This is a genomic window from Phragmitibacter flavus (assembly GCF_005780165.1).
Lineage (GTDB): Bacteria > Verrucomicrobiota > Verrucomicrobiia > Verrucomicrobiales > Verrucomicrobiaceae > Phragmitibacter > Phragmitibacter flavus.
On record NZ_VAUV01000001.1, the window covers coordinates 13,353 to 33,043 of the forward strand.

Sequence of the window (19,691 nt, forward strand, 5' to 3'; positions counted from 1 at the left end):
CATGAGCATGCTGCCAGTTGCTGCTTTTACGGGTTTTCTGCTAATGCTTCACTCACAAGCCATGGCGGAACCTCCGCCTCACCCACTGAAGGCTCAGCAGATCTCTGTCCCACCTGAGGGATTTGAAACAGCCCTCCCGGACGCCGTAACGCGACTTCATCTGGCGGATAACGGCTGGCGTCTGGTGATGCAATTTGCCACGCTGGACAAAGTGGGTGTGTTCAATCTTGCCACCGCCACCTTCGACGGATTTATCGACCTGCCCGAACCACGCTCGCTGATTGCCACAGGGGGTAGTGTGATAGTGATATTCCGACCTGACAGCAGGGTGCTGGAGGTTTACGAAACTTCGTCCCTGCGCAAGATCAAATCCGCCAGACTAAACATTCGCGGCTCACTTCAAACCATGGCCATGGGGCTGAAAAATGCCCGGGAAATTACCGGGCTTTGTATGGCAGGATCGGGAATCGCAGGAACCACAAACGTCCAGCTAAGTCCTGTGGTCATCCAGCTGCCAACCTTGGAACTTAGCTATCCTGAACTGATAGATGAGAACCAACAGACCCATGATTTCATCCACACTTCCGCCTTCGAGCCTCTAGGTTTGAATATGGATGAGTCAGGGAAAGTCGCCGCCATCCAGACAGACAGACACAATACCTCGCATTTAACCCTGCTCCGCCATCTCCCGGGCGGGAAGATTCTCATCACCAAGGAACCTTATCAAGCGGACTTCCCTGAACCCATCCTGGGCGGACAAATCATCGTAACAAAAGGCCACCTCCTGCTTCAGCAACCAGACGGAGAATGGCTGTGGAAACGCCCGTCGGAAAGCTCGCCCGGCAACTATTCAAGGATATTCGGTTATTCTGCGGTGCTGGAGCGTTCAGATCGGGGGGTGAATCATGCGGGCTTTCGAGTGCTTGCCCTTCCCCACCTAACCACGCTAAAGTCCATCAAGCAGTCCCTGGAATCGATGCGTGCGTTCGCTACAGTGACCTCCGATGTGACTCTGACAGCGGCCTCGGCCTACAGTGACCGGTTTGCATGCATCGCCCCGGGAAAACGGTCCATGAGAATATGGGAACTAGGACTCAGAGAATCAGCATCCGATGGACATGCGATTCCTGGCATCCTCTTCAAACGCACACTTGCCCTACCCGCAGGAATGTCTGCCAAACTGGAAAGTGCCCCAAAGGGCATGAAACTTGACTCATCGAGCATGACTTTAGAATGGGAGCCTCCGCCAGACCTTGCGAAAGGCAAAGTCATCAAGGTCATCATCCTGCTGACCAAATCTGACGGCGGCAAAGAATACCATATTGAGGAAATTGTCGTGCCATAGCAGGTCATGTTGCTCTTTGGTTGTGTGAGTTAGTCAGGCAGTGTTGCGAAGCTTCCGCTCCGGCAAAGCCCGTTACCGCATCGTCCTCGAGAACGGCCTCGCCTAAAAACTTTTGGAGTGCGGCGATTCTCGCCGCTTTCCCGGTGCGTGAGTTGTCATAATTGTCCCAGCAGCACGCAAAACCCCCAACCCAAAAACCCCATGAAAGCCCTCATCATCGGAGCCACCGGAGCGACAGGAAAGGATCTTGTGCAGGTCCTCTTGCACGACCCAGACTACACCAAGGTTGTCACCTTTGTCCGCCGCCCCAGCGGGCAATCCCATCCCAAACTCACGGAAATCCTCACCCATTTCAACCACCTGTAGACGGTCGCCGACTCCATCCATGGCGACGTCTGGTTCTCCTGCCCAGGCACCACCCTCAAAGCCGCCGGCTCCAAGGAAAAGCAATGGCACATCGACCACGACATCCCTGCCAAGTTCGCCCAGATCGCCAAAACCAACGGCGTCCCCCGAGCCGTGATCGTCTCCGCCTACGGTGCATCCTCCACCAACAAAGTTTTCTACTCCAAACTCAAAGGCACCCTCGACGAAGCCATCATCAGTCTCGCCTTTGACACCACCCTCATCTTCCGCCCCGGCTTCCTCCTCTGTTAAGACACCGGTCGCCCCAGCGAACGCCTCATCGCCCAAGGCTTGGAGCTACTCAACCACCTCGCCATCCTAAAAAATTCCGCCCCCTCCCCTCCTGAGTCCTCGCTTCATGGAATTAACCGCCCAGATTTTATGCAGCGATCGAAAGTTTCGCTGGATTTTTTCCGGATTTCTAGGATGGCAAGCTCACCACACTTAAACTCCCGCCAATGAAACTAGCCGCCACTTTGCTGGCCCTCTCAACCGTCGCAATCGTCTCCAGCGCATCCTCTCAACAAATCGTCGAGACCGTCGACTTCGCCCCTCTTGAGGGCACCGCCTGGGGTTCCCGGGATTTAACCGTCCGTGTCAATTTTGGCGAGGGCATCGGCCTTGGCACCCTCACTTTCACCGGGATCAATGGCGGGTTTTTTGCCGTGCCCAATGCGGATTACAAAGGTGAAACTCTTGCCGGATATGATCTCGAGAATGGCAGTGTGCTCAACCGCACCGAAGAGGTAACCTTCTCCATTAGAAGCGACGCTCCTCCTCCAGTTGGAGAACTAATGGGCTTCAATCTCACCGTCACCTTGGACAGCGGTGTGTTCCCAACAGGATCCGTTTTCCTTACGCGCAGCCTCGATTGGACCCCAGATTTCCGGCAATACCTCGAATTGGATCAGGGCCTTGGCTCGCCCACCAACGCCAACCTACCGACGGACTTTGGAAACACCGTTTTCTCCCGTCCGTTGGTGGAGATTTCCCCTGGTTTGTTTTCTGTGACTGAGCTCGACACCTATTCCTTGGGGAAAGCCTTTCCCATCCTAGGCAATGGGTTCTCCGTGAATTTTTTGACCACCGCATCTTCCCGTGCCGGACTCGCCTTTTCCATCGCGGTAGCCCCGGTGGCCGCAGTCCCTGAGCCTTCCGCTGCACTGCTGGTCCTATCCGGCTTGGGCCTGTTGATTCTCGGACCCCGTCGCCGGCGCATTCCCTGAGACCATCCGTATCCATCGTTCGTCAGGCGTTTCAGTCCTGAAAAGAGACGACCCGCTGGATCACCAACGATGCCCTCGGACACCTCCGCTCCGGTAGAGTCCGGCAGAACTAGAGACCGTATCGTCTCGAAAACAGAATCGCGTGAACAGGTCACCCTCCTGGAGTTCGGCGACCTTGCCGCTCCCAAAAGCCAAGCCCATTCAAAACCCCATCCCCCTCTTCAATCTACCGACCGGTTTCTTAAAGCCTGCCCAGCAGCTCCGCTTTTTTCGCGCCGAACTCTTCTGGCGTCAGGATTCCCGCATCACGCAACTGGCCGAGTTTTTCGAGGAGGTTCACGATATCGGAAGAACCTGCCCCCGAATTCGTCGATGCTGCGTTTGGCTGAGAATAGGGTGCCGGCGTCGAGGGCGCAGCCGGAACCGGAGCCGCAAAGTTGTTCGACGCTTCCTGCTGCGGGAGAAGTCCGGGGCCGGAGACCAGTGGAAGACTCAGCGTGGAGATGGTGCCGAACTGGCTCGTAAAGGTCAATGAAGAACTGCCGCCCTGTTGTTGGCTGACGCCGGAGATATGGTGATTCAGCGTGTTGAAAATCGTGATCTGTCCGTCCCGCTCCACCACCAGTCGCTGCGCTTGTGGAAAAACGGCGTAGCGGATGTTGTTCTGTGCGCCGGTGCTTGATGGACTCCCCAAATCACCGGGCCACCAGTTGTTTCCACCGCGACCGTTACCACCGCCGTTCGGAGCAGGTTGAAACATCTGGTTGTTGGCCAATCCGTTGGAAAGTTCCCCGCAAAGGTTGTTCACGGTGTTCTTCAGTCCGTAGTTGGACATGTCGCCAACCATCGTCATCCCGCCGCGCATCCATTGGCCGCTGCCAAGTTCCGGAATGCTGAACTGCGCCATCGAACCCCCGCCATTGTTCACCGAGATCAACATGCTGACCGTCGAGTCAAAACTCAGGCCGTAGCGTTGGGAGATATCTTGGACAATGTTCTGTCCGGCAGGAGTCAGGGCTTGCATGATTTTTTGGTGTGGGCCCCCATAAAATTTTGAGGGCCGCCAGCATACCACGAGGAATCCCCACCACAATCGGTTTCGCCATCGGTGATCCCGACCCCTCTTCCCGCGCTGCCTGACATTAGACAGGGCATTACCTAAGGCGATCAAACTTCAACTCCATGCTTTACGCCACTTCCCGTGCGAGCAAAGCGCCCGCCCTTCCAACATTCCGCGCCAGGTCCGCCATTCGCAATCCAACCTCCACCAGTCTGGCAGTCACCCTTACAAGGAGCAGGGCTGTCCGGACACCGTCTCACCTTTGCGCCGGGACGGACGACGCAACAAAAGGATTGCGCCTCCCGCAAGCGCCAGCATTGCGCTGCCAGCTTCCGGCACCTGATTGAAGACGATGTTCGGAAAGCGCACGTCAAAATCGAGGGGATTAACGTTAAAGAGATCTGTCATACTGTTTCGAGTGGGGTCTCCAGGTGCCGTGAGTGATGGCGGCACATTGCCTCGAGAGTAGTAAAAGAGTCCGACCGTGCCGGTGTCCCCGATAGGCAAAAGAAAGTTACTGGCACCGGTCAGCAACATGCTGAACGAGCTGCCGCCCCAGTCATCAGCACTACCACCACCGGATTGGCTGCCTGTCAACTGAAGGTCGCCCGAAGTCACTTCCCATCCAGCAGCAGATGGAATGCTGGAATCCACCGTAAAGGTGTAATTCGGACTGATCAGGCCATTGCGGGCGCTGTCGCGAACATCGCCAAGAGCGATCTGTTCCGGTGTCAGAGCCAGCACGTCGCTGACTCTCAGAATCGAACCGTCAGGGGTCGCCCTCACCGGAAATGAGGTCGGTGTTGCGTGGTCAATGCTGATGAAGCCCATCGGGTTGGTCCCGGCAACATTCGAAATGGGGCTGTAAGTAAGAGTCAAATAAAAGGACGCACCCAAGGGACTTTCCGCCGGACTTCCCTGCAAATCGTATCGGATGGTCACCGTGCCGCCGAGCGAGTTGGTGTTGCTGGTATCGATGGAGGGTCGATTGGGGATGTAGGAGACCTGGGCGGAGAGGGGAAGCGCCGCGGCGAATAAACAGAGGCCGATCAGGGTTCTGAGAATGGAGGTTTTCATGAGGGGGAGGGTGTTAGGGAGCAATGAATGCCAGCGTCGGTAAAAGCTGAAGAATCACTAAAATCAATCATCATTATTTGAATCGTCCCAATCCAATGACGAATCGTCCGCATGCCGGCGGATTTCGTCAAAAGCCTGCCATAGAATCGACCCCGCTAACTCTCCCTTCGGACTATTCAGACGACAGCTCCTCCGCTATGCTCGCAGTCGAGCGCGGACACTTCTGTCCACTTTATGTCGGCCCACTCACTGCCAAAACCTGCATTCCTCAACGGCCAAAGTCCCCCCACCAACCGAACTCACGATATGCCCACCGCCACCGCCAAAGCCTACGCTGCCTCCAGCGCCACCTCGCCGCTCGCCTTCTCCAACATCCCGCGCCGCGAACCCACGGACCGCGATGTGGAATTGGAGATTCTCTATTGCGGTGTCTGCCATTCCGACCTCCACCAGGTGCGCAACGAATGGAGCGCCATGCCCACCGTGTATCCCTGTGTGCCCGGTCATGAGATCGTCGGTCGAGTGACCCAAGTCGGCTCCGCCGTCACGAAGCACCAGGTGGGCGATATTGTCGGTGTCGGATGCCTCGTGGACTCCGACCAAACATGCCCTTCTTGCGAGGCGAACCTCGAACAGTTTTGCCCGCATGCCGCCTTCACCTACAACTCCCCTGACAAACACGGCACCGCGCCCGTGACCTACGGCGGCTATTCCAGCAGCATCGTCGTGGACGAGCACTTCACGCTCAAGATTCCCACCAATCTCGAACTCGCCGGCGTCGCTCCGTTGCTCTGCGCAGGCATCACTAGTTACTCCCCCATCCGCCGCTGGGGCGACATCAAAGGCAAGAAAGTCGGTGTGGTCGGACTCGGCGGTCTCGGTCACATGGGCGTCAAATTCGCTCACGCCTTTGGTGCCCACACCGTCGTGCTCACCACCTCAGCCAGCAAAAAAGACGACGCCCTGCGACTCGGTGCCGATGAAGTCATCATCACCCGCGATGCCGACGAGATGCAAAAACACGCCTTCAGCTTCGACTTCATTCTCGACACCGTTTCCGCTGATCACGACATCAACGCCTATCTCAATCTGCTCAAAATCGACGGCACCCTCACCCTCGTCGGCGCCCCCGACAAACCGCTGCCCGTGGCCGCCTTCGGCCTTCTGTTTGGCCGCAAACAACTCGCCGGCTCTCTCATCGGCGGCATCGCCGAAACCCAGGAAATGCTCGACTTCTGCGGCGCCAATAATATCACCTCCGACGTGGAGGTCATCGCCATCCAGCAAATCAACGAAGCCTACGACCGCCTCGCCAAGTCCGACGTCAAATACCGTTTCTCCATCGACATGGCCTCGCTGAATAATCCTTCATGAACCCACCGGTTTAATCGCGGCGTCCGTGCCCGGTTCCCATTTGAGGCCCCAGTCGCGCAGGGCACGCAGGATGGGGCGCAGGGCGATGCCTTTGTCAGTCAGTTCGTAGGCAAAGCGTTTGCTGCCATCGGCCACAGGGATCTGGCGAATGACGTCAGCTCCAAGCAATCGCTCCAGCCGGTCACTGAGAATGTTGGTAGGGATGCCTTCAGGGGAACCGATGAAGTCCTTGAAGCGGTTGCGTCCGAGCACCAGATCGCGAATGACGAGCAGCGTCCATTTGTCGCCAAAAAGATCCAGCGCACAGGCCACCGGACAGGGAGAGCGGCGTGCGGATGTCGAAGAGGATTTGGACTTCATGGTATTCGGCATGGCCAATCAACACGCCTCGCCAACGCTTGCAATTCAAAAGTATTGTCACTTGCGAAAAACAAGTGTTCGGGAAGACTTGCCACTCATGAGCAAACTCATTGAACCCCGGCTTGCCCCACCAGGCGCAGGATTGCCAGCCGTTGAACTTTTCATTGGCAGACAGCTTTTTGTATTCAAAAGACTGTTCGGCAGTCGTGAATCTTTTGCGGCAATGTTCGAACAGGAGCGTGCCACCATCCGCCATCTGGTGAATGCCTGCGGGGAATCCAGGCGAGCCGAGCGTGTGCTGATCCGACGCCTGCGCGGGCTGGAAGATAGCAGCCGATTTTGGTCGGTGTGGATGACGCTTGACCATCTGCGCATCACCAACTCCGTGTTTGCGATGGTGATCACCTCGCTGGCCCGTGGCAAGGTGCCGCAAAGAAAGGCCAGCACGGCGGATGTAAAACCTGATCCCAACGTCACCGCAGCGATGGAAAGAGCCTACGAAGATTCCTGCGACCAACTGATTGCCAAGATTGCTGCGCTGCCGGATCTGAAAGAGACGGTTCGCTACGCCCACCCTTGGTTCGGACCGCTGGATGCCTACGGCTGGCAAGTGCTGTCGGCGACGCACATGGCGATTCATCGAGCGCAAATCGAACGGATCATCGCAGGTCTCAAAAAATAAAAATCTACGGAATGTCGATTCAACAACCTCTCGCCCGACAACTTGGTGTGCGACGATGATTCGGCGCGCATCCAACATCAACAAAAGATCAAAATCTAAAAACATCATCCCTATGGAATACATGCTCCTTTTTACCGAACCGGCGACAGAGCTTGCCAAGCGCAACGACCCGGCTGAAGCCCCCGCCTACTGGGGTGCCTGGTCGGCCTACTGCAACGCCCTGGCTGAGTCGGGCATCATGGTCAGCGGTGCCGGCCTCCAGCCGCCCGACACCGCCACCACGGTGCGCATTCGCGATGGCAAACGCACGCTGCACGACGGTCCTTATGCGGAAGCGAAGGAAATGCTCGGCGGTTTCTTCGTCATCAACGTGCCGGATCTCGATGCCGCGCTGGAATGGGCGGCGCGCAGTCCGTCTTCAAGCTACGGCTCCACCGAAGTGCGCCCCGTGCTTCCTCCGCCAGCCCCACCAACCCCCTAACCGCTGTCACGCTTGGACGCCCCTGCTGCGGAGTCGCTGGATGCCACGGTGCGCCGATCCTACGGAACACTGCTCGGCTACCTCGCGTCCCGCGCAGGCGGCGATCTTGCCGGGGCCGAAGATGCCCTGAGCGAAGCCCTGCTCGCCGCCGTGCAGCAATGGCCGGTGCAGGGCATCCCCGACAAACCCGAGGCCTGGCTGCTGGCCGTGGCAAGACGCCGACTCACCGATGATCAACGTCGCCATGCTGTGCGCGAACGATTTTCCGAAGCCATCCAGCACGCCCTCGAAAGCGCTGAACAATTGGCCGTGAATAGTGATGAATTTCCCGACGAGCGCTTGAAGCTGCTTTTTGTCTGCGCGCATCCTGCCATCGATGAAGCCATACGCACTCCGCTCATGCTGCAAACGGTGCTCGGTCTCGATGCACAGGACATTGCGTCCGCCTTTCTGGTTGCCCCTGCCGCGATGGCGCAGCGACTGGTGCGCGCCAAAGCCAAGATCAAGGCGGCGGCCATCCCTTTTGAAGTGCCGGAACGCCGCGATTGGGAGGAGCGCTTCAGCTTTGTGCTCGATGCCATCTACGCCGCTTTCACCTGCGGCTGGCAATCGTCATCGGATGATCCAACCGGTCGCGACATGGCACGTGAAGCCATCCGCCTAGGCGATGTGGCCGCCACGCTGGTGCCGGATGAGCCCGAAGCGCTCGGATTGCTGGCGCTCATGTTGCATTGTCACGCCCGACGATCCGCACGCGTGGATGGGGCAGGCCGCTATGTGCCGCTCGATCTACAAACCACTGCTTTATGGGATCAAGCGATGGTTGACCGCGCCGAGACCCTGCTCCGAACCGCCGCAGGCATGGGCCGCCCCGGACGATTCCAGATCGAAGCCGCCATCCAATCCGCCCATGCCCAGCGTCGTGTGACCGGTCGCGTGGAATGGCCCGTCGTCGCGGCCCTTTATCATTGGCTCATCACCTTCACTCCCGCGCTGGGTGCGCACATCGGCCATGCCATCGCGACCGCCCATGCAACGGTTCCCGCGCGAGGTTGGGAGTTACTGGAAACCTTGCCAAAGGAACGCCTCGCCAACCACCAACCCTACTGGGCCGCCCGCGCCCACCTGCTTGCCCAACTCGGTCGGACAAGGGAAGCCAACCAGGCCTTTGAACGCGCCATGGGTCTTTGCGACGATCCAACGGTGCGGGCTTATCTGCTGTCGCAAATGACCTGACTTGTTCTCATATTGACAGCCATATCACGGTCGAAGAATCAAGCGATTGAAAGCGCGTTTCAGCCAGGACCGGTTGTTCCAATGATCGACAGCTTCCCTCAGACGTTGGTTTTTCCGTTCGGCAGCCGCGTGTTTCTTCTCGAGATCAGCGATCTTTTTCTTGAGTTTTTTCTCCCTTTTTTGGAACTCGTGATGGTGGTGGTAAAACCAGCGAACCTGACGCGACAACGAATGGACGTCGAGCACCAGATCTTTGTGCCATCCAGAAAGTTGTTCCTGATAGGGACCGATGGCCTGAAGTGAATTCAGATATTCGGAAGAGACCCGGCTCACGCTTCCAGGCCGGCAACGATAGGCAAAAAGTGCCTTTGGGATCACATCCATTCGATACCCACCGAGGGCAAGCCGGGCGAGAAATTCCCAATCCTCTGATGCCAGACGGGCGCGGCTGAACCCTCCCAGACTTTGAAAAACCTCACGCTTCACGATAAAATTGGTGTCGCCAAAAACATTGTCCGTAATTCCTGCTTTGATGCATGGACCAATAGGCGTGTAAAGATACAGATAGTCTTCCGCGAGAAGGTGTTCAGCCGTGTCGAACGCCTCAAAGTAACACGACAGGCAGTCCAGTCCTGTTTTCTGAATGGCAGATAGGAACGTGGCGACCATGTCGGGTCGGGCGATGTTGTCGGCGTCCATGAACATCAGCAACGTGGTGTCCGCCAACTGCGCAGCGTGATTGCGCGCGCTGCCCTGTCCTTGGTTGATCTGTTCCACAAACCGCCAGCCGCGCTTCTTTTCATATCGCCCGGCGCACTCCCGAAAAGTTCGAAGCGCATCCGGCGAAGAAGAACCGTCGTCCACGGCAATGAGGGTGAAGCGGTCATCCGTCTGGCATTCCAACGAATCCAGCAGTTCACAAAAATGGTTTCCATCGTTGTGATGAGGAACGCAGATCGTGACCAATGGTGACTCAACGGAAGAGACGGCTGAGATAGTTTGATCAAACGACAAAGGTCGGAGATGTTCGGCAATCAACTCATCCCAAAGTCGGCCAACCTCATTGGGTAGGTAAGCCGATTTTGTCGCGCCACTGGGCGTTGAAAGCTTTTGCTCCAGCACTTCGGCCAACCGGGTAGGGACCGGATCAAACAGGCAGGTGGGATCGTCGATCATTTCCGGAATCCCGCCGGTGTTTGCGGCGATGATGCGCCGGCCTTGTTGCAGGCACTCAAGAACGGCCAATGGGTAGTTGTCCAACAACGACGGCGTCACGATGAGGGCCGCCGTTCTGGTCTGCAAAACCTTCTGACATTGAAAATGATCAAGGTCAGACAACACCTCAATCTCGAGAAACTTTTCGCTGAATTTCGAATCCGCTCGAAGGGCATCCACATAGTCCTCAGCGCTACCACTGGCAACCCGCCCATACTTGCCGAGGAAAGTCAGCTTGATGCCGCTGAAATCAAAATGCCGTCGCAACATGAATTCAAGAGCCTGGACAAAAAGCTCCAGACCTTTGCGAGTCTCCAACCGTCCGAAAAACATCAGTTCATTTGGCGTGAGAACAGGCACCTCAGTAAACGGCGCGGTCTGCATGGTATAAGGCAGCAACCTTTGTTGCGCAGGCAGCTTCCATCCGCGCTGAACCACGTAATCAAACATGTGCCGGGATGGACTGATGGCCACATCGGCATGTTCGACGGCATAACGTTCGGCATACTCGAGAAGATGGTGCTCGGGCGTGCAGGAGGGAAGAATATGGGAGCCTTCCTGCTGCCATTGGGTGCTGCTGTGAAGGGTGACGGTGATGGTCGCGCCAGCCAGGGTGTTCAGCGTTCGCCGTCTTTGCAGGGGGATGAATCCATTGGCCAGCCAGTCTTGAAAATGAATGAAATCGAAAGTTTCTGATTCAAGCACCTGGGAGACCTGCCAGGAGATTACTCCGAAGTCGACCAGTCCGATCATGGCCGGCGCGTCGACGGGACGTTTCGGCACACAGCGAAATTCGAATTGAAACTCCTCCAAAAAATAACTGGCCCAATGGCGTTCATCCTGACGCTCGAATGGACCCGTGAACAAGACCGTGACATGATGACCACGTGACACGAGATGACGCGCCAGATTCAGACAGGCCGTGCCGATCCCACCGTTTTTGATGGGCCCAGGGAAATCCGGTGTGACGATGCAATGGCGGAGGATTTTTTGCGACATGAGCAGTTAAGCAAAGACAATTCTGCGAGTGAAGAGAAAGCGAGGGCATCAAACCGGCTCAAGGCAGGTTGCGCTTTTGCAACACCACCCCGGTTTGGTAGGCGTGGCAGCCGGGAACAATATCCAGAACATGAAACCAGCGCTTCCACTGCCGTTTGATGTAGCTGCTGTGTTGAAAGACATTGCAGTTGTAGTCATGGTGGTCGGCAGCGCTTTCAAATACATGCCTCCCCTTCGGCAGCTCGAGGTGACGGGGATAAAGCCGGTTGAAATGATCATTGTGTTGCAACACCGCATGAACGTGGATGTTGGGAAGCAGGCTCCACGTGTGTTCGGTATGCGCCGTGAGGAAGGCGTGACCGGAGGGTTTCAGCACGCGGGCAATCTCTGCCAGCCAGCTCGTTTCATAGACATCAATGTGGGTGAAGACCGAGAAGGCCATCACCAGATCTTAACAGTTGTCCGGCAGCATCAGCTGCGGCTGGCTGGAAAGCTTGATCGGACGCAGCCGGGTGGGAAAGTGTTTGGAGACGTAGTCGATGTGATTGATGTTCAGATCGGCGAGCACGACGTTGCATTTTGGGTCGGCGTTGAGCCAGTGTCGCGCCACCCGTCCAGATGCCCCACCGAAATCCAGGATGCATTGGGCCTTTTTGCTGGCGGGGATCAGTCGCGTGACCATCAATTTGTCCTGCAAACCGCTCAGCCAGAAGCCGAGATGACATTCGCCATAATACCCTTCGCGATCTTCGGTGCAGGGAACAGGAATTTCGTCCTGCTGTAGAGCGTTCAGTGTTTCAGGCTGTTGCAACAGGCGATGAAGTTCTGGATGCTCCCTTTCCAGCATTTCTCTCTGGGCAGGGTCATTGGCAAGGTCCGCAACACGGATGACAGGCCCCAATTTTCTGCGGAGGTCAAAAGTAGATTTTAGCATCTTTGTTAGGATTGCTGGAATGAACCTGAGATCTTAAATATTGCCTCAGTTAATCTGACGAGCCGCTAGGAAATCGCAAAGCGAATCCACCCCGTTTTCTCAGGTGGCTGCGGCATTCGTCACATCCTCAGCAACCAGGCGTCCGATTACCCGCTTCTGGCGAACCCGGATAAACGCAGCGCTCACTGCGCCTTCCCACGCAAAAACTCCTTCAACTTATCCGGATTGCGATGCCCAAAAATCGCCACAATCCTGCCCTCGCGGACCTCAATCGAAATCGCAGACACGAGCACGCCTTCCACCAAAATCAATAGGCCGGGTGCGCCGTTGAAACGTGCTGACCGCATCTCGAATTTCTCCGTTTCCAACTGTTGAACGATGTGGATAAAGAATTTGGCAATGGCTCCACGATCTCGCAACACCTCAGGCACGGCGGTGTCTTTGCCATCCCATCGATACGATGTTCACTGCGGAGTTCTGCGACGACTTCACGTCCCCAACGCCCCTGCACAACCTCGGCAGCAGTTCTGGATCCAGTTCCTCAATGCCCGCAACGCCACGCGCGTAGTCATGAATGTCCCGCTGCTCCGCATCCAAGCCCTTGACCCCACGCAGCGCACCCTGGGTCACTTCATCAGACACACCCGCCTCAAGGGCCATCTTCATATTCAGTTCCGTGCACGGTCCGCAATCCTGCGCACGCATCGCCGCGATCTTGGCAATGAACAGCGCTTCAGTCGGCACGGCCTACTTGACACCAACCATCGGCATCGCCGCCTCACATGGGTATCAGTTCTTCCGAAAATTCGTCTCGCAGCGGTGTCGCCCAAGTGGTGCGAGACAATCTCGGTCCAGGTATTCCACACTTGATAGGCACAGTGGGAACGGTGCGCAAAATCATGGAGTGCGGGGCTTTGCACCGCTTTGGAGGGGATAGAATAGGAGCAGCTCACGACCTGTCGGAAATAGTAACGAAGCCAATCCAAAGCGGTGCTGAGCCCCGCACTCCAAAAAAACCCCAACACCGTTTGCACCCCATCACTCCTTCGGCTTGATCATGCTCACCGCTGCACGCAATGGGATGACCGCGAACTCTGGACGATAACTCAGTTCATAACCCACCTCATAGATCGCCTTCTCAAGCATGAACACTTCCAACAAACAATTCAGGTCGTCTCGATCCTCGGGCAGGAAAGATGCCTTGCCTGCTCTTTCCAGATAAGCCGCGACAAACTTCTGTTGCACCCAAGTGACCCATTGCGCCAGCCAGGGCGACAACATGGCCGCATCATCCGCGTCTTCGCGCCGCAACGCCTCTGCCGCTGCGTAATCAAACGACCTCAACATGCCCGCCACATCTTTCAACGGTGAACGCTTCAATCGTCTCTCACCCAATGACAGGCTCGGCTCGCCTTCGAAATCAATCACCACAAAATCGTTCCCGGTGTTCAGCACCTGACCAAGATGATAATCGCCATGAATGCGGATCTTGTCGGTAACCATAGGTTTGCTGCGCACTTCCGCCAGTTTGGCATACGCTTTGTCTTTCAAGCTTAACAGGGTCTCGACCAGTTCGCGCGACGATTCATCCATCAAATCTTTCTGGGCCGCCAGCTGACGGAACGCCTTTCCCGCCGCCGTTCGCATCCCCTGGTTCAACGAGCGCTGGTAATGCATGCTGAACGCCTCAGGCGCAAAGTCTTTGCGCGTCTCTCCCGCCTTCAGCAACGCCAGATGCATCTCCGCCGTGATCACCGCCAGCTGCTCCACTCGCATCGCGAAAAGCGGTCCAATCATCTCTTCCAACGACGCTCCCGACGGATCCGCGCGATTCTCCAGAACGCGATCACAAAAACCCGCCACCTCGTCCAGCACATAGGTCCAGCCGGGACCCTGATGCGGCGTGTATCGGCACAACATCGTCGCTGCACCCGAACCTTCCGCGTCCATCAGCTTCAGCGCGCCAAGATACTCAGGAACGTGTTCAAACTCACCGGTATCATGCAGCACGGACGTCATCTCCTGATCAGGATGAACCCCGCTCTCGAACTTGCGAAAGAACTTCATGAAAAACAAATCACCGTAGATGATGGACGTGTTTGATTGCTCCAAACTCACCACCCGTGATTGCTTCAACGCTTGTTCCAGCTGTTCCTTGTTCAAACCCCTGGCCGGCTCGCCCACCAACCGCGCCTCATTGCCGCCCACGCTGGTTGATCCGGCAATGTGTTGCAATAACTCAACACGGAACTCCGCCAGATAAAACGCGTCACACAACACCTCATCGCCTGCAAACTTGCCAATCACCGATTGCGGGTGCGCGGCTGACAACACCCTCGCCTCTTCGCCCTGCAACACCGCCAGCGGCAGCAAATATTTCTCGGCAAGACCTTCGAGGAACATCACTTCGACCACCAGCACCCTGACCGCAGGCGTCTCCACATCGATCTCCTGGCTTACAACAATATCTCTCACACGCCGCCCTTTCCCGCCAAACCATCGGCAGGTGGGCAAGTAAAGTGGAAGGATGCTCGTCTCGATCTCACGCACCAACGCTGGCGTCCATTTGGCACCTGCGCGCATGAGCGTCGGCTCCCAGGTCAACAGCCCCGATTGATAAGTGTTCGCTGGTTGCAGCTTGAACCAATAAAATCCATGCGGTCCCATCATTACCGACATCGGATTCTGATCAATGGCTGGCCAACGATGACGACCAAACATCTCCTCTGGCACCAGTCCCGCGAAGTCCATGAGGTTCAATTCCACATGCTGCGCAAACCGCGAAAGGTTCGCCACCACCAGGATCGTCTCGTCTTCATGCCGACGCACAAACGCCAGCACCTTGGCATTGTCCGGCTGGAGAAAAGTGATGTCGCCACGGGCAAACGCCGTCGATTGCGTGCGCACCCTCACCAACCTGCGCATCCACCAAAACAGCGAGGACAAATTGCTCTGCTGATTCTCCACATTGACCGCCTCATAATGGTATTCGGGATCAATGATCGTTGGCAGATAAAGCTTCTGCGGATTGCACTTCGAAAAGCCCGCATTGCGATCCGCGTTCCATTGCATCGGCGTGCGCACGCCATTGCGATCGCCCAGATAAAAATTGTCACCCATGCCAATCTCGTCGCCGTAGTAAATGATCGGAGTTCCCGGCATCGAAAACAGCAGCGAATTGATCAACTCAATCTTCCTGCGGTTGTTTCCGAGCAAAGGCGCAAGGCGTCGACGAATGCCCAAATTCAACCGCGCATTCGGCTCTTTCGCATATACGCGATACATGTAATCGCGCTCTTCATCCGTCACCATCTCCAGCGTCAACTCATCATGGTTGCGCAAAAACAACGCCCACTGACAGCCATCTGGAATCGCCGGTGTTTGATCGAGAATATCCGTGATCGGAAACCGGTCCTCCATCTGCAGCGACATGAACATGCGCGGCATCAACGGGAAATGGTAAGCCATGTGGCACTCGTTATCGTCACCAAAATAATCGACCGAATCCTCCGGCCATTGGTTTGCCTCCGCCAGCAACATGCGTCCCGGATATTTCTCATCCATATGTGCCCGCAACTTCTTCAGAAAGGCATGCGTCTCCGGCAGGTTTTCGCAATTGGTTCCCTCGCGCTCAAACAGATAAGGAATCGCATCCAAGCGCACACCATCCACGCCAAAGCCCAGCCAGAAATCGAACACCCGCATCACCTCCGCCTGAACCTCAGGATTTTCAAAATTTAGATCAGGCTGGTGTGAATAAAACCGGTGCCAGAAGTAAGCCTTCGCCACCGGATCCCATGTCCAATTGGAGGTCTCAAAATCCTGGAAAATGATGCGCGCTTCCTTGTATTTTTTTGGATTGTCCGTCCACACATAAAAATCGCGTTCTGGAGAACCCACCGGCGCACGGCGGGCACGCTGGAACCACTCACACTGATCCGAGGTATGATTGACGATCAACTCCGTGATCACCTTCATTCCGCGACGATGCGATTCGTCCAGCAACTCACGAATGTCTTCAATCGTGCCATACGAAGGATTCACCGAATAATAATCCGAGATGTCATACCCGTCATCGCGCAAAGGCGAAGGATAAAACGGCAAAATCCAGATCGCGGTAATTCCGAGATCCGCGAGATAATCCAGCCTTTGAATCAGACCGCGGATGTCGCCGACCCCGTCGCCATTGCTGTCCTGAAAACTTTTGATCGGCACTTCATAGATGACCGCATCTTTAAACCATTGAGGGGAATTCATGAATTATTGAAAAAGGTTGATGAAAGGGAATGCACGCAAACGCGACAAGTCCCGCGAAGAACAGGCGTGAAATGTTGTAGGCCACTAAGTCCCATAAAAGCAAACGTCATGATCGACAAACCAACAGGTTGTTCCGCAGGCGCGCCATGCCGCCATTCCTTTTCATCGAAACAACCTGCTCCCATGGATGTCTCCGAGTTCCCGCCAGCAACCCGTCCACTTATTCCTTGATCCATGAGCAAACAAAATCCCATCCGCTGCACCTACCGTCTCCAGCTGCACCAGGGCTTCACCTTCCAGCAGGCGCGTGAACTGGTGCCCTACTTAAAAAATCTTGGCGTGAGTCACGTGTATGCATCGCCCTTTTTTCGCGCCACACCCGGGAGTCAGCATGGTTACGACGTCTGCGATCATAACGAACTCAATCCTGAAATCGGCACCCATCAGGATCTTCGCGACTGGGTGGAGGAACTGCATCGCCACGGTTTAAAATTAATCGTCGATTTCGTCCCCAACCACATGGGCATCGCCGATCTCGGCAATTTCCGCTGGCGCGATCTGCTCGAAAACGGTCCCGCCTCACCCTATGCGCGTTATTTCGACATTGAATGGAGCCCCATCAAACCAGCACTGCAAAACAAGGTCCTGCTGCCCGTCCTCGGCGAGCAATATGGCGTCGTCCTGGAAAGCGGCGGACTGCAACTCCACTGCAACGAGGACGAAGGCACTTTCGCCATTCACATTCATGGTTTCGAACTGCCCGTCGCCATCCGCAGCACCATTCCTGTGCTCCGTCACGTCGCGTCCAAGATGACCGAAGTGCCCGATGAACTGCTCAGCATCATCTCCGCCATCGACCATCTGCCTCCGCGCACTGAAGCCACGCCCGAAACCATCGAAGAACGCACCCGCGAAAAAAACATCATCCGGTCGCGCTTCAAAAAACTCTGCATCGACCAGCCCGAAGTGCTCAGCGTGCTCAATGACGTCCTCGCAGAATGGAACGACAACACCAAGGAAGAAAGCCTCGATCGACTCGACCAGTTGATCTCCGAACAGCCCTATCGGCCCAGCTACTGGAAAGTCGCCGCCGAAGAAATCAACTACCGCCGCTTCTTCGACGTCAACAGCCTCGCCGCCATCCGGGTCGACCTGCCGGAGGTGTTTGAGAACACCCATCAACTGCTCTTCCAACTGTTCCGCGAAGGCCTGCTGGATGGCGTGCGCATTGATCACATCGATGGCCTCGCCCTGCCCGCTGCCTATCTCGACCAACTGCGCCAACGCATCACTGAGTGTATGCCCGGCGATGCCACCGATCCTGCATCGGCGGTAATTTATGTCGAGAAAATCCTTGGTCCGGAAGAAGCGCTGCCACAAGAGTGGCCGATCGACGGCACCACCGGATATGAATTTGGCAATCAGGGCATGAACGCCCTCCTTCATCCCGACTACGCCCCGGCGATGACCCGAACCTACGAGCGTTTCATTGATGAACGTCAGAGTTACAAACGGATCGTCTATGACAGCAAGTTGCTCATCATGCAACTGTCAATGGCCAGCGAGATCAACATGCTCGGCACCCTGCTCAGCCGGCTCGCGGAAAGCCATCGGCGCTCTCGCGACTTCACTCTCAACGCCCTCACCGCCGCCATTCGTGAAGTCGTTGCCGCCTTCCCCGTCTACCGCACCTATCTGGTGCGCGACGAACCTCCCGGCGAACGCGACATCAAAGTCATTCAGTTCGCCGTTTCACTGGCCCGCCGACGCAATCCCGCCCTGGAAAGGTCGGTGTTCGAGTTCCTGCGCTCGGTGCTTATCCTGAACCCCGATCAGAGCCCGCCATTGAACGAAGACATGCGCTGGGCATTCGTGCGGAAGTTTCAGCAATGCACCGGACCCATCACCGCCAAGGGCATTGAAGACACCACCTTCTATCGCTACAACCGCCTCATCGCATTGAACGAAGTCGGCGGCGAACCGGGCAACTTCGGCGACTCCGTGGAAACGTTTCACCATCACTGCATCCAACGCGCCAAAGACTGGCCCTCTTCCCTTCTCGCCACTTCAACGCACGATACCAAACGCTCCGAAGATGTTCGCGCCCGAATTCTCGCCCTCAGCGAACTCGCACCTGCGTGGTCCAAAGCCGTCAACTCTTGGCGGCGGCTGAACCAACGTCACAAGACTCTCGTCGATGGCGTGCCCGCGCCCGATGCCAATGAGGAGTATTACCTTTATCAAACACTGGTAGGCACCTGGCCATTGCATGAGATGAATGCAGATGAGCTTGCCGTTTACATAAAGCGCATTCAGGAACACCTGATGAAAGCCCTTCATGAGGCCAAGGTCAACAGCAGTTGGATCGACCCCAATGCCGATTGGGATCAAGCCGTCGAACAATTCATCGAGCGTATTCTATCGCCAAAAAAGAACGCCCGTTTTGTAACCTCGCTCAACGAGTTTGCCAATCGCGTCGCCCCCCTCGGTGCCATCAACTCGCTTTCGCAAACCGTGATCAAACTGACAGTTCCAGGTGTCCCGGATATCTATCAAGGCACCGAGCTTTGGGACTTCAGCCTGGTCGATCCCGACAATCGTCGTCCCGTGGATTTTGATGTTCGATCCAACGGACTCGCTGCCTTCAAACCCACTCCCGAATTACTCGATCAGTGGCGCGATGGTCAGATCAAACTCTTCACCATCCAACGCCTGTTGAGCCTTCGCGCAGAACATCCCGACTTGTTTGCCAACGGTGATCATGTGCCTCTCCACGTTTCCGATTCGATGGAGAACCACATCGTCACCTATCTGCGTCAGCACGGAAAGCAGAAGCTCTTGGTGATCGTGCCGCGGCTCACCTCCACACTCGGTTTCCCGGCCATCGGTTCATGTTGGAAGGATGCGACCCTTGACGTCCCCGGCGGTCAGTGGACCAATATCCTTACCGGTGCCACCCATCAAGCCGAAGCTTCGCTGCCACTCTCCGAACTGCTGGCGGATCTGCCGTTCGCCGTTCTTATCAATGTGGCCGGGTAGT

18 protein-coding genes are annotated in these 19,691 nt (G+C 56.2%); 9 read left to right on the top strand and 9 right to left on the bottom strand.

What is annotated here, in order from left to right:
- Position 1: 1 nt before the first annotated feature.
- The 4 genes from FEM03_RS00050 to FEM03_RS00060 all read left to right on the top strand — a co-directional run bounded on the left by FEM03_RS00050 (position 2) and on the right by FEM03_RS00060 (position 2,976).
- Entirely contained in the window at positions 2–1,345 is a 1,344-nt protein-coding gene (locus FEM03_RS00050) for a hypothetical protein (protein ID WP_138084131.1), read from the top strand.
- Positions 1,346–1,546: 201 nt separating this feature from the next.
- Positions 1,547–1,711, top strand: coding sequence for a Rossmann-fold NAD(P)-binding domain-containing protein (locus FEM03_RS24625; RefSeq protein ID WP_206170774.1), 165 nt, complete (start codon positions 1,547–1,549; stop codon positions 1,709–1,711).
- 153 nt (positions 1,712–1,864) lie between these two features.
- The gene (locus tag FEM03_RS24630) at positions 1,865–2,002 is read left to right on the top strand and encodes a Rossmann-fold NAD(P)-binding domain-containing protein (RefSeq protein WP_206170775.1); all 138 of its coding nucleotides are present in this window, start codon (positions 1,865–1,867) and stop codon (positions 2,000–2,002) included.
- 206 nt (positions 2,003–2,208) lie between these two features.
- Entirely contained in the window at positions 2,209–2,976 is a 768-nt protein-coding gene (locus FEM03_RS00060) for a hypothetical protein (RefSeq protein ID WP_138084132.1), read from the top strand.
- A gap of 241 nt (positions 2,977–3,217) precedes the next feature.
- On the opposite strand, the gene FEM03_RS00065 is transcribed toward FEM03_RS00060, so the two are convergent.
- Both FEM03_RS00065 and FEM03_RS00070 read right to left on the bottom strand, forming a co-directional pair.
- Positions 3,218–4,000: an SHOCT domain-containing protein gene (locus FEM03_RS00065; protein WP_138084133.1), complete on the bottom strand. Its 783-nt coding sequence runs from the start codon at positions 3,998–4,000 to the stop codon at positions 3,218–3,220.
- 261 nt (positions 4,001–4,261) lie between these two features.
- Positions 4,262–5,113 carry a hypothetical protein gene (locus tag FEM03_RS00070; RefSeq protein ID WP_138084134.1) on the bottom strand — a complete coding sequence of 284 codons (852 nt, stop codon included), beginning with the start codon at positions 5,111–5,113 and terminating at the stop codon, positions 4,262–4,264.
- A 306-nt stretch (positions 5,114–5,419) separates the two neighbouring features.
- Here FEM03_RS00070 and FEM03_RS00075 point away from each other — a divergent pair, with 306 nt between their 5' ends.
- Positions 5,420–6,487 carry an NAD(P)-dependent alcohol dehydrogenase gene (locus FEM03_RS00075; protein WP_138084135.1) on the top strand — a complete coding sequence of 356 codons (1,068 nt, stop codon included), beginning with the start codon at positions 5,420–5,422 and terminating at the stop codon, positions 6,485–6,487.
- Here FEM03_RS00075 and FEM03_RS00080 read toward each other — a convergent pair.
- Positions 6,482–6,847 (bottom strand): winged helix-turn-helix transcriptional regulator, encoded by a 366-nt coding sequence (locus tag FEM03_RS00080; RefSeq protein ID WP_138084136.1) that lies wholly within the window; start codon positions 6,845–6,847, stop codon positions 6,482–6,484. The two genes, FEM03_RS00075 and FEM03_RS00080, sit on opposite strands and share 6 nt — an antisense overlap.
- Positions 6,848–6,857: 10 nt before the next feature.
- Here FEM03_RS00080 and FEM03_RS00085 point away from each other — a divergent pair, with 10 nt between their 5' ends.
- The 3 genes from FEM03_RS00085 to FEM03_RS00095 all read left to right on the top strand — a co-directional run bounded on the left by FEM03_RS00085 (position 6,858) and on the right by FEM03_RS00095 (position 9,246).
- Complete coding sequence (locus FEM03_RS00085) at positions 6,858–7,529, top strand: DinB family protein (RefSeq protein WP_166442504.1); 672 nt, start codon at positions 6,858–6,860, stop codon at positions 7,527–7,529.
- Between the two features lie 112 nt (positions 7,530–7,641).
- Positions 7,642–8,010 carry a YciI family protein gene (locus FEM03_RS00090; protein ID WP_138084138.1) on the top strand — a complete coding sequence of 123 codons (369 nt, stop codon included), beginning with the start codon at positions 7,642–7,644 and terminating at the stop codon, positions 8,008–8,010.
- A 12-nt stretch (positions 8,011–8,022) separates the two neighbouring features.
- Complete coding sequence (locus FEM03_RS00095; protein WP_138084139.1) at positions 8,023–9,246, top strand: RNA polymerase sigma factor; 1,224 nt, start codon at positions 8,023–8,025, stop codon at positions 9,244–9,246.
- A 24-nt stretch (positions 9,247–9,270) separates the two neighbouring features.
- Here the strand turns inward: FEM03_RS00095 and FEM03_RS00100 are convergent, their stop codons facing one another.
- The 6 genes from FEM03_RS00100 to treS all read right to left on the bottom strand — a co-directional run bounded on the left by FEM03_RS00100 (position 9,271) and on the right by treS (position 16,651).
- A complete protein-coding gene (locus tag FEM03_RS00100; RefSeq protein WP_138084140.1) occupies positions 9,271–11,460 on the bottom strand; it encodes a glycosyltransferase in 2,190 nt (729 codons plus the stop codon).
- A 58-nt stretch (positions 11,461–11,518) separates the two neighbouring features.
- On the bottom strand, positions 11,519–11,902 hold the full coding sequence (locus FEM03_RS00105) for a hypothetical protein (RefSeq protein WP_138084141.1): 384 nt from the start codon (positions 11,900–11,902) through the stop codon (positions 11,519–11,521).
- A 9-nt stretch (positions 11,903–11,911) separates the two neighbouring features.
- Positions 11,912–12,271, bottom strand: a complete 360-nt coding sequence (locus FEM03_RS00110; RefSeq protein WP_138084142.1) for a hypothetical protein — start codon at positions 12,269–12,271, stop codon at positions 11,912–11,914.
- A gap of 305 nt (positions 12,272–12,576) precedes the next feature.
- Positions 12,577–12,825, bottom strand: coding sequence for a sigma-70 family RNA polymerase sigma factor family protein (locus tag FEM03_RS00115; RefSeq protein ID WP_138084143.1), 249 nt, complete (start codon positions 12,823–12,825; stop codon positions 12,577–12,579).
- Positions 12,818–13,138, bottom strand: coding sequence for a hypothetical protein (locus FEM03_RS00120; protein WP_138084144.1), 321 nt, complete (start codon positions 13,136–13,138; stop codon positions 12,818–12,820). Before FEM03_RS00120 ends, FEM03_RS00115 begins: the two co-directional genes overlap by 8 nt.
- Before the next feature lie 294 nt (positions 13,139–13,432).
- On the bottom strand, positions 13,433–16,651 hold the full coding sequence (treS, locus tag FEM03_RS00125; RefSeq protein WP_138084145.1) for a maltose alpha-D-glucosyltransferase: 3,219 nt from the start codon (positions 16,649–16,651) through the stop codon (positions 13,433–13,435).
- 234 nt (positions 16,652–16,885) lie between these two features.
- Here treS and treY point away from each other — a divergent pair, with 234 nt between their 5' ends.
- Positions 16,886–19,690: a malto-oligosyltrehalose synthase gene (gene treY, locus FEM03_RS00130; RefSeq protein ID WP_138084146.1), complete on the top strand. Its 2,805-nt coding sequence runs from the start codon at positions 16,886–16,888 to the stop codon at positions 19,688–19,690.
- Position 19,691: the final 1 nt, after the last annotated feature.